The organism is Pseudomonas sp. F3-2 (assembly GCF_038804275.1).
Taxonomy (GTDB): domain Bacteria; phylum Pseudomonadota; class Gammaproteobacteria; order Pseudomonadales; family Pseudomonadaceae; genus Aquipseudomonas.
Genome location: NZ_CP152388.1, coordinates 4,814,124 through 4,823,377, shown reverse-complemented (window position 1 = coordinate 4,823,377; position 9,254 = coordinate 4,814,124). Strand labels below are relative to the sequence as shown.

Annotated in this window: 11 protein-coding genes; 3 read left to right on the top strand and 8 right to left on the bottom strand. The window is 57.9% G+C overall.

From position 1 onward, the window contains the following. Positions 1-13: 13 nt before the first annotated feature. From AAGQ88_RS21710 to AAGQ88_RS21690, 5 genes are all read right to left on the bottom strand, one after another. The gene (locus tag AAGQ88_RS21710; RefSeq protein WP_342653539.1) at positions 14-2,800 is read right to left on the bottom strand and encodes a toprim domain-containing protein; all 2,787 of its coding nucleotides are present in this window, start codon (positions 2,798-2,800) and stop codon (positions 14-16) included. Next, complete coding sequence (locus AAGQ88_RS21705; protein ID WP_342653538.1) at positions 2,797-3,036, bottom strand: hypothetical protein; 240 nt, start codon at positions 3,034-3,036, stop codon at positions 2,797-2,799. Before AAGQ88_RS21705 ends, AAGQ88_RS21710 begins: the two co-directional genes overlap by 4 nt. 71 nt (positions 3,037-3,107) lie before the next feature. Beyond that, the gene (locus tag AAGQ88_RS21700) at positions 3,108-3,470 is read right to left on the bottom strand and encodes a hypothetical protein (RefSeq protein ID WP_342653537.1); all 363 of its coding nucleotides are present in this window, start codon (positions 3,468-3,470) and stop codon (positions 3,108-3,110) included. Then, positions 3,467-3,946, bottom strand: a complete 480-nt coding sequence (locus AAGQ88_RS21695; protein ID WP_342653536.1) for a YmfL family putative regulatory protein — start codon at positions 3,944-3,946, stop codon at positions 3,467-3,469. The genes AAGQ88_RS21700 and AAGQ88_RS21695 overlap by 4 nt, the downstream gene beginning before the upstream one ends. 29 nt (positions 3,947-3,975) lie before the next feature. Further along, entirely contained in the window at positions 3,976-4,188 is a 213-nt protein-coding gene (locus AAGQ88_RS21690) for a DNA-binding protein (protein ID WP_342653535.1), read from the bottom strand. Between the two features lie 141 nt (positions 4,189-4,329). Here AAGQ88_RS21690 and AAGQ88_RS21685 point away from each other — a divergent pair, with 141 nt between their 5' ends. After that, positions 4,330-4,623, top strand: coding sequence for a helix-turn-helix transcriptional regulator (locus AAGQ88_RS21685; protein ID WP_342653534.1), 294 nt, complete (start codon positions 4,330-4,332; stop codon positions 4,621-4,623). A gap of 104 nt (positions 4,624-4,727) precedes the next feature. After that, entirely contained in the window at positions 4,728-4,913 is a 186-nt protein-coding gene (locus tag AAGQ88_RS21680) for a hypothetical protein (protein WP_342653533.1), read from the top strand. A 63-nt stretch (positions 4,914-4,976) separates the two neighbouring features. Here AAGQ88_RS21680 and AAGQ88_RS21675 read toward each other — a convergent pair whose 3' ends face one another. From AAGQ88_RS21675 to AAGQ88_RS21665, 3 genes are all read right to left on the bottom strand, one after another. Continuing rightward, positions 4,977-5,237 carry an ogr/Delta-like zinc finger family protein gene (locus AAGQ88_RS21675; RefSeq protein ID WP_342653532.1) on the bottom strand — a complete coding sequence of 87 codons (261 nt, stop codon included), beginning with the start codon at positions 5,235-5,237 and terminating at the stop codon, positions 4,977-4,979. A 66-nt stretch (positions 5,238-5,303) separates the two neighbouring features. Next, on the bottom strand, positions 5,304-6,167 hold the full coding sequence (locus tag AAGQ88_RS21670; RefSeq protein WP_342655858.1) for a phage portal protein: 864 nt from the start codon (positions 6,165-6,167) through the stop codon (positions 5,304-5,306). After that, positions 6,094-8,157 carry a terminase family protein gene (locus AAGQ88_RS21665; RefSeq protein WP_342653531.1) on the bottom strand — a complete coding sequence of 688 codons (2,064 nt, stop codon included), beginning with the start codon at positions 8,155-8,157 and terminating at the stop codon, positions 6,094-6,096. Before AAGQ88_RS21665 ends, AAGQ88_RS21670 begins: the two co-directional genes overlap by 74 nt. 163 nt (positions 8,158-8,320) lie before the next feature. On the opposite strand from AAGQ88_RS21665, the gene AAGQ88_RS21660 reads away from it, so the two are divergent. Beyond that, on the top strand, positions 8,321-9,253 hold the full coding sequence (locus AAGQ88_RS21660; RefSeq protein ID WP_342653530.1) for a GPO family capsid scaffolding protein: 933 nt from the start codon (positions 8,321-8,323) through the stop codon (positions 9,251-9,253). Position 9,254 lies beyond the last annotated feature (1 nt).

Sequence of the window (9,254 nt, the reverse complement as noted above, 5' to 3'; positions counted from 1 at the left end):
ATGGCGCTCCTGGTCAGGCTTTGAAGATCCAGCACTTGACGGTGGGGCAGCGCGTGACCATTGGGTTTTTGATGGCCTGCGCCGAACGCACTGCGCTGTCGACGGCCTTGTAGTCCAGGTACTTGCGGCTGCGGGATTCTTTGAGCAGGTCTTTCAGCGTCGTGACGTCAGCGAGTTTCTGGCGGTGCTCTGCGGCCCGTTCGGCGAATTCGTTGAGGTTGATCGCGATGACGTCCGGATTCTTGCTGTGGTTGACCAAGGGCTCGTCATAGATCGATTCGAGGTACTCGTAGACCTGCCAGAACTCGGCCACGGCGCTGTGATCGGCGTTGGTTGTGCTCTGGCGCTCGAGCGCCATTTCAACGATCTGCCGGCGCGTCGAGCTGACCTGAACCTCTGACAGGGTGACGACCAGGCGAATGGCGTCGAGTAAGGCGAACAGCTGAGCGTGGTTTTTGATGATCCGCTCGACGCCGATGTAGCCCCGCAAGCCGTTACCGCACTTGCGGCAGGCACCATCACCCGTGAATTGAGTGTCACAAGCGAAGCAATGGGTGTGCAGTTTGCGCAGTTTGGTTTCGTGCTCCGGGAACCGCTTACAGAACACGTCCATCACCTCTGTTTCCTTGCGCACGGCCTGCAGCAGGAAGTGGCTCAGGATCGTTCCGTCCAGGGCGTTCAGCTTGTCAGCTGCAGCACGACTCTCGGGTGTCACCGTCGGACGGATGAAGTGCAGCTTCACGATCCTGGTCATGATTGCTTCGTGGGCAACCACTGCCGCGTTCTGGCTGATCGCGATCGTTCCGCGAAACGGCGGTTCGTAGGTTTCGTTGCCTGCCGTCTTCACGCCTTTGGTGGCCAGCGTGCCGCCCCCGAAGAAGTCTTTCAGCTCGTCCCATTCGAAAGTCTTGGCGTGAGCTTTGTCTTCGCTGTGGCGATCGGCTTCCAGGAACACGACTGGCATGCCCGACACTTGGCCCATCAAGCGGGAGCGCCCTGCTTTGGTGGACTTCATCGGGTCGAATCCTTCGTACCCTTCACGGCCCAGCAGCTTCCACAACAGGTTGAGCAGCGTGGTCTTACCGGCTCCAGCCTCGCCAGTGGCCTCCAGAAATGGGAACGACTGATAGCGGGCGCGGATCTGCTCACAGAACAACGAGCCAAAGAAGAACAGCAACGCCGCCATGCCTTGGGTGCCAAAGCAGATCCACAACAGGCGCAGCCACTCCTCGTCGTAGCCCTTGGGGTCACGCTGCAGCTGAACCGGAACACCCTTCTGCAGTGTTTTCAGGCGCATCTTCCCGAACTCGAAATAGTCTTCGCTGTTCACTGGATAGACGTTGCCGTCTTTGACCGCGATGTCGCCGTAGATGTAGCAACCGTACTCTTTGCTGTAGCCAACGTAATCGATGGTCGACACCGTTTTGATGCCGTACAGCTGATCCTTCATCAGCTTGTCGAGTTGCTGGCCGCTGCCGGTGTACATCGCGCCGGCTGCCATGCCCAGCAGCCGTTTCTTGAACTCACTGGCGGCGGCGAGCTGGCCGCTGGTAAAGGTGTTTTTCACGCTGCCGGCGTCGTGCGGGAAGTCGACGCGCATGTAGTACCAGGATTCGTCCGTCACCTCATTGCGCTGGAAGTAGAGGGCTTGCGGGTAGCAGTTGGCGATTTCTACAACGCTGCCGGATTGCTGCAGCGCCTTCTCGCGCATTTGCGCATTGTTCAGCAGCTGGTCTTCCTGGGTTTCGCTGTCCTCGATGTCCTGAACGGCACGGTTGTATTTCTCCATGTCCAGCTTGAACCAGTAGAGGCGGTTGCCGAAGCCGAGGTGGAATTCGCCGCGCTTGTTCCAGTCGTACATCAGCAACGCTTTTTCGGCGGCGCTTTCTGCGATCAGCAGCGCGCCTTGATGGCGAGCCTGTTTCAGATCAGCACTGACCTGTGCAGCTCGTTTCTCGTCACCCTCAATGAATGCCCAGCGTTGATGCAGATCGTTCCAGTCGACCTTGCGGCCGTCCCGCTGGGGGATCTGCGCCGCCTCACACACAAACCCCATTTCACGCGCCTGACGCACCCAGCGGCGGGTGTAAGCGTGCGCACCTTGTTCGTTGTCGAGTGCCCAAACCAGCCTTGGAAGTTTTTCGGTGCGATCGCGTAGCAGTGCCTTCAACGATTCCTCGGGAAAGGCGTTCGACGACATGGCCGATACGGCGGAAACGCCGTTATGCACCAGCGCGATAGCGTCGAAGATGCCTTCTACGATCCAGATTTCTTTGACTTCCAGAAGGTCGACGCAGGGCGGGCACCACCAGACGCCACGGTAGCTTTCGCCGGGCTTGAAGCGCGCCTTCATCTTTCCGAACCGGGCTGGCCGGTCAATCAGCCTTTCCCAGTAGCCGCCTTTTTCCAAAGCGAAGCGCACTGTTGCACTGCCGGCCTGGTCGACCGGGGAATAGAAGGTCTCTTGAGTAAACCAGCCAGCGATCAGCGAGATGTCGAACCCGCGAGCAAACTCCAGGTATGCGCGAGCGGTTGCCGTAGGCACGTTCTCAGTTGCAGGGGCGCGCTTGCTCCAGTCTTCGAAAAGGTCGTCGTAGATTTCCTTCACGTGAAGCGTGTGACCGCACTTTTCCTGCCGGCCGCAGATCAACTGCCAAGGGCTGTCAAAGCGGGTGTACAGCTCCCTTTTATTGCACTTCGGACACGTGCCGCCCCGCATGTAATTGGTCGGAGCGCGATGTTTTAGCCCGTAATCGGACTCGATGCGCTGCAGGACGTCGTGACGTAGATCGTCTCTCATGGTTGCTTCACTGCTTTGAGGCTGAGGGACAGCGCGGCCATCAGGCGTTTCTGCGCTGCCATCGCTGGTTTCTTCTTGAGGATCGAGCTGTGCCGTTCTTGGTCCGGGACGTAGCGAAATTCATCCGCGTACCAGTGCTCATTGAGGCTTGTGCTGTAGCTTTGGCGCATGGCAGCCAGCAGCGCTTCGGCCTCTGCAGCTGGCATTTGGGCGGTGATTTGCAGTGCGTTTCCCATCAAAAACCTCGAATTCGGGCGCAGCTCACCCAAACCCACAGAAAGCGGGGCAGGGCGTTGGTTAAGGGGTGTTACGAGTTGGCTAAGCGGAAGCGCCCGTTATCCGGGGTATTGATGATGCGTTCGTAGATCAGGGCGACGGGGACCGCCCAAGCAATGCCGGTGCACGGATCGATGATCACTGAGTGCGTGGCGGTGCTGGTGGCCACGTCCAATCGTTGCCGATCGCGGATCGCGTTCAGATCGTTGATGGCCAGACCAGCCACCTGTTCAGCGCGGCTCGTCAACAGGTCGAAGTCGTTCACCAGGTGCTGAACCGTGCGGTCGAAAAGCTTCTGGTCGTTGCTCAAATGTTCACACTGATGGCGCTCGAGAAACCGCAGAGCCGCGGCCTTCAAAACATCCTGGTAGTGCTGGGCTGCAGACGAATTCATTGAGCTGACTCCGGGCGTTGGCGATGCAGCTCGATCGCAGCAAGAACCTCTGCGTGCCGAGCGGCCATGTGCAGGTTATGAGCCGTCAGGATCGCGTCTGCCTCGGTCTGGTTTATTTCTCCGTCATCGAGCGCTTTGGCAATGATCTGATCGACCGTGCCGCGCTTGGCAGCCACCTGCACCGACATGGTGTAAAGCTCCACGTTGTCCAGAGACTCCGGATCTGCGACCGGCACGAAAATGCCGCCGTACAGCGCCGCTACGTAGTTGGGCAGGTGCGTCGATTGGGTCAGTTGCTCTAACTGGTGAATCTGAATCTCAGTGAGCGGGCGAACGCCGTTGTTCTCGTAGGCGTGGTTATCGAACTTCTTTAAGTTCATGCCCAGGCGCGCTGCAGCGCATTCGCGGCCACCGGGATAGGCACAGATGATCGTGCTGACCACTTCCCTCAAAGTGCTTAGAACCGGGATTTTCATGTTCTGGTGTCCCTTGGATGGCTTGGCCATTACTGTGCAATCACGCCGTCTTTGATACCCAGCAGTACGGCGGCGCGATGTGCCTCCCCACGGCGACAATGGCTCTGGCCACTCAGCACCGCGTAAACGGTGCTGGGGTTCAACTCATGCAGATCCGCGAAACCCTTGGCGGTCTGGCCTTTTCGTTCCAGTTCTTCACGTGCTTTCTGGCGGGCTTGCTCGGTGATAGGGGTGTTAGGCATAGTGCAGTTCCGTGCAATTTCATGTGGTGTGAAATGCACTTTGATGCACTTTAGTGCATTTGTAAATATCGTGGATGAAAAATTTTGCAGGAATCGGTTCAGATAGGTTCGAGGCTCCAAGAAGAGCGCAAGCGTTGCGGAATGACGCAAGAACAACTCGCGGAAGCGTTGGGCGTGTCCAAGCGGACTCAGGCCAATTACGAAGGGGGAGACAGCGACGCGACCGCCACTTATCTCAGCAGAGCGGGGGCGCGCTTTGGTTTCGATACGAATTACATCCTTCATGGGGTGCGAGCTACCCTGCCTCTCGAAGCGCTGACCGATACAGAAGACTTGATAATCAGGCAATACCGAACCATTCCTCCTGAGGATCAAACAGCCGTCAGACGCTTTCTCAAAGCAATGGCCGACGACGCAGCAAAGCTCTCGGAATGACCGAACAAGAATTTTCCGACACATCGCGATTCCCCTTCGCCATTCAATAAACATCGCTTCGCCCGATATCTTCGATTCAGCTATGCACAATCGGAGAATCACGCATGTTGGATAACACCAAGGTTGGTAACGCTTACGTTGATGCTGTCGAGTTCGAGTGGCACGCCCTCACGAAAATCGAAAGGCGCTTGATCGAAGGCTATCGGCGCCTGAACGAGCGAGAACGTATTCAGCTGAAGCGCTTAACGGATTTGCTGGCTCAAAACCCGGAAGAAGGTTCGGCCTCGTAAACACATCTGTTGCAACACCACGTAGGTCGATCGCCGGCAGAGCGGAAGTCGGCGATCCGGGATCTACGCAACTGCCTGCGAACCCAACTGCTCGAACAGCTCCCGCTGTTTCGCCCTGGGCAAATCCCTCAATCGATCAATCAACATCCGGTCAAACGTCTGCGCGGAAGGGCTGAGCGTGTGCGAAAACGTCAGGTTTGCGACCCACGTGTGCCCGCATTTCGCGTCCAGGCATTGGCAGTAGAGCTTCACGAAAACTCGGGAAACTTCTTCCCGGGAACTGATACGTCCCTTGTGTTCGCAGCTGGTGCAATAGATCCGCATGTGTCCCTCCCCAGGGCTAGCTGATTTGCCACTATATTGCCATGTTTTCTAGGTTGGATCCCTTCACTAAACACCAGATATAGTGTTTTCAGCTGTTTCTGTAGGATCTTTCCAGCTGATTTTCCTGTCAGCGCGCAGGGTATCGTTCACCTGGTCGAAAAGTTGACAGATGGGCCTGATTTCGTTGCTGGTGTACACCCGATCGATCTTTTCGATATCGCCGAATCCGGCGCTGTTTTCCGGGATGATGCCGGCCAGCGCGGGGTTCATGCGCCACGCCGCGATGACGTCGTTGCGGGTGATGTTCTTAACCTTTTCCAGCTCATCCTTCGCCTGGAAGTCACCTACCGGGATGATCTGAATAGCCTTCTCGGTCCCGCCTGGGATGTTGACGAACATCGATCGGAAATTGCCCACGCCCTTGCTGGCACTGATCTGAGCCCGCAATTGTTCTTCGTCTGCCTCGGTCAAGTCGGGGTCGTTGGTGTAGAAGATGTAACCCGCATGCGCGCCGTTGCTGTAGTAGCGACGGCGAAACAGTGTGGCTGCTTCGTTGAGCAGCAGCGCCTGCAGGCCGCCGAGATAATCCGGCACGCCGTAAATGTTTTGTTCCACGTCGTAATTCAGGATGTGGACGATTTCATGCTCGGCAAACTCAATCTCCTTTCCGCCTGGCTGCAACTGGACGAATCCGCCCTCGATCCTCACACGCATGTTGATAGCCGGCAGGTGCTGCAGCTCGAGCACCTGGCCGAACGCGTTCGGCTGGCAGTACAGGTACGCTTCCCCGAACACCATGAAGTCGAGCGCTGTACGGCTCATCGTTGCCGTCGACAGGCCAGCAGACGGAATGAACTCACGCAGCAACAGATTGCGCTTGAAACCTGGAATCGCGCCGTGATGTGCGTTGGCCTTGAGCAATTTGGCCAGCCCGATCCGGGAGACTGGCGGGGTGTAGATCCGGCCGTCGTCGCTGGCGAACACGCCGAGATATTGGCCGATGTTGTCCGACAGGACTTGTTCCGGCGCTCCGAATGAAAACGCGCGCGTTGGCCTGCGCGCCGGGGTTTCGACCTGCTTTGTTCTGCGTCGTGACATTGGGTGCTGATCCAGAAAGGGCGTAGCGGCTGCGCCGCGACTTGTTGGTGTTGAGAGGTTCGTTGGCCAGCGCGTGCATGATCGACCATGCAACGTCTGCGTGACCCGTAGCGTCAGTGCGTGAAGCGCTGTAGGTGACTTGCCCGCTGCCAGTCGTGCCGCGCTTGATCGTCAGGAAAGCCTGCGCAATGTCGTTCCATCCTGCATCCCACTCAATGCGGCTTCCTTGAATCGTGTCCTGCGCTTTGAGCACCAACGTGTTCTTGGTTTCAAGGCTGTAGTGGATGGCGGTGGTACGAGGGTAGAAATCGCGCACCAGGTCAAACACGCCGTAACCGATGCCTGTGGTGTCGATGCCAATGTGCTGCACGTTGAAGCGCTCGGTCAGCTTCTTCACCTGCTCGGCCTGGTACTTGAACGATTGCCCACGCCAACTGTGTTTTTCCAGGATCCGAAACTTGCCGCCCGTCTCAAGCGGCGGCGCGATGACCACGCAGGTCGCATCGTCCCTTGTGCGGCTTGGGTCGTAGCCGATCCATACGGGGCTGTTGCCAAAGGGACGGTCGAGCGTCGGATCGTAGTCGGTCCACAGCGACAGGTCGGAATAGCAGCGCTCCAGGTCCGCCAGGCTGAAAGCGCTTTGCGTGCTGTCGATGAATTTGCACATGAAGAGCTGTTCGAACTTGTCTTCGTCGTATTCCAGCTGCAGCTGCTCGAGGTCGAACAGATCGCAGCCGCCGGCGATGGCGTCCAGGATAGTGATGATCTTGCGCCACTGGCCATCCGGGCACAGCGCACCAGCGGCTATGTGTTGATCGCTTGGCCACGGCTCCTTTGCAGCCTTGCGCTTGCTTCTGCGGAAGCCTTCGCCCGTCCAGAAGGGGTACGCCTGGTGCGACACCGCGCTGGGCGTTGAGAAGTAGGTTTTGCGCCATTTTTTGTGGGTGGCCATCGCCGATGCAACGGTGTTCAGCTTCTCGAAGTTCTGAATCCAGAAATATTCGTCGACATAGACATGGCCGTGGTGGCCCTGCGCGGTGCTGCTGTTAGTACTGAGAAAGCGCAGCTCTGCCCACGGTTTCCCGTCCTTGCTGAGCACGATCGGGTTACCAGTCAGTTCCAGCCCGAACCATTCCTGAGCGAAGGAAATGATGTAACTGCGGAAAATTTCGGACTGGGCACGGCTGGCTGACAGGAACACCTGGTTATCACCCGTCAGCACAGCATCCATGAAGGCTTCGCCGGCGAAGTAGTACGTCAGCCCCACCTGGCGCGACTTGAGGATGTTGCGGATCCGCGCAGTCAGCGGATTCTGTTTCGCAGCGAACAGCTCTTTCTGGTAGCCGTACATCTTGCTGATGAACTTGTCGAGAAAGTCCACTTCCGTCAGCTCGCTGACGTCGTTCTTTGCGGCTTTTTCCCGTTTTTGCCCACCCTTGCCGCTACGTTCTCCCCGATCGCGTCTGTTGCCGCGTGCTTCGTCCCGGCGGGCGCCTGGGTCGGCCTGCTGCTCGACAGGCGCTGCCGGACTGGGTTTGGCGCACTGCTTGGCCAGCCGTTCGCGCAGCGTAGTCAGCCGGTCCAGCTCGTCCAGTTCCCCGGTGGTCAGGGTCGTTTGTTTCTCCAGCAACAGGGTGATCCGCCGGCTGACAGCGGTCAGCGGCTCCTCATCAGAAAGCATGTCCTCCCACCCGCCCTGGCGAATCCAGTAGTAGACGATCCGGATGTTGGGCAGGTTGAGATGCGCCTGAATTTCCTTCGCTTTGCAGCGACGCAGAAACAGGCGTTTGGCGGCTTCTTTGACTTCGTTTGAGTAGTACATGGGCCGCAGTCTATGCGGCGAAAACGCTGGAAACGCGGGGTTAATTTCCGCGAATAACCTACAACGCGAATATAGGAGATAAGCGCAGGAGAACCGTTTGTTAGAGGGGCGCGGGCTCCCTATCTTGGGGCCTCAAATCACCGATTGAGCGCAGTTAACGCCCATGCCCCGTTCCCTTGTTTCGTACTGGAAACGCGTCGCCACTAGCGGCCCGACCGTCGATGGTCGCGAGATCCTTCCCCAGGAACTGCGCGATATCGCTGAGACCTACAAGTCGTCGTTGTACACGGCCGTGATCTGGTGTGATCACAAACGCTGGCACGGCTCACACGGCACCGTGTTCGCTGTTCGCCTGCTCGAGGAAGCCGAGGATCTTGAGCCTGGCCAAGTCGCTCTCGAAGCGCAGCTGAAGCCAAACGATCGTCTGCTGTGGCTCAACGATCAAGGCCAAAAACTGTTCAGCAGCATCGAAATCACCCCGAACTTCCGGGGCACCGGTAAAGCATATCTGACTGGTATGGCTGTCACTGACGAGCCTGCCAGCGTCGGTACGCAAGAGCTGTACTTCTCGAACAAAACGGGCAAGACCGCCTACTACGCCGCCTCGGTTGAGCTTGGCCCATTAGGCGATGAGAAACCCCAGGGCGAGCTGGCCAAGCTGGTGTCGACGCTCACCAGCCTTTTCAAACGTTTCGCCATTGACGAACAGCAGCCGGCTGCGTCGACCGACACCCCCGAAAACCCCAAAGAGAGCAAACCCCCAATGGATGAAGCTACAGCTACGGCCTTGAAAGCCCTGCTGGCTCAACTGCTTGTTGTCGCCGCTGGCATTCAGGCGGTGATTGAGCCTGCTGCCGAAGAAGCCCCCGAGCCAGAGCAAGCTCCGATCGATGACGTGCAAAGCGCTGTTGACGACATCGTCAGCACTGCCGAGGCCGATCGCGAGTTCAGTCGCAAAGGTGCCGGCAACAAGGCACTCGAAGCCAGCATGGCTCGACTCGAAAAACAGTTCAGTGAACTGCTGAACACTCCTAAAGGCCGTGACCTGCAGCGTACTACTGGCGCCGCAGATCCCAAGAAAGCGCGGGTGCTCTGAC

Excerpts from the sequence above, each read along its gene's own strand:
- AAGQ88_RS21710 (WP_342653539.1), bottom strand. The coding sequence starts at position 2,800 with ATGAGAGACGATCTACGTCACGACGTCCTGCAGCGCATCGAGTCCGAT.
- AAGQ88_RS21705 (WP_342653538.1), bottom strand. The coding sequence starts at position 3,036 with ATGGGAAACGCACTGCAAATCACCGCCCAAATGCCAGCTGCAGAGGCC.
- AAGQ88_RS21700 (WP_342653537.1), bottom strand. The coding sequence starts at position 3,470 with ATGAATTCGTCTGCAGCCCAGCACTACCAGGATGTTTTGAAGGCCGCG.
- AAGQ88_RS21695 (WP_342653536.1), bottom strand. The coding sequence starts at position 3,946 with ATGAAAATCCCGGTTCTAAGCACTTTGAGGGAAGTGGTCAGCACGATC.
- AAGQ88_RS21690 (WP_342653535.1), bottom strand. The coding sequence starts at position 4,188 with ATGCCTAACACCCCTATCACCGAGCAAGCCCGCCAGAAAGCACGTGAA.
- AAGQ88_RS21685 (WP_342653534.1), top strand. The coding sequence starts at position 4,330 with ATGACGCAAGAACAACTCGCGGAAGCGTTGGGCGTGTCCAAGCGGACT.
- AAGQ88_RS21680 (WP_342653533.1), top strand. The coding sequence starts at position 4,728 with ATGTTGGATAACACCAAGGTTGGTAACGCTTACGTTGATGCTGTCGAG.
- AAGQ88_RS21675 (WP_342653532.1), bottom strand. The coding sequence starts at position 5,237 with ATGCGGATCTATTGCACCAGCTGCGAACACAAGGGACGTATCAGTTCC.
- AAGQ88_RS21665 (WP_342653531.1), bottom strand. The coding sequence starts at position 8,157 with ATGTACTACTCAAACGAAGTCAAAGAAGCCGCCAAACGCCTGTTTCTG.
- AAGQ88_RS21660 (WP_342653530.1), top strand. The coding sequence starts at position 8,321 with ATGCCCCGTTCCCTTGTTTCGTACTGGAAACGCGTCGCCACTAGCGGC.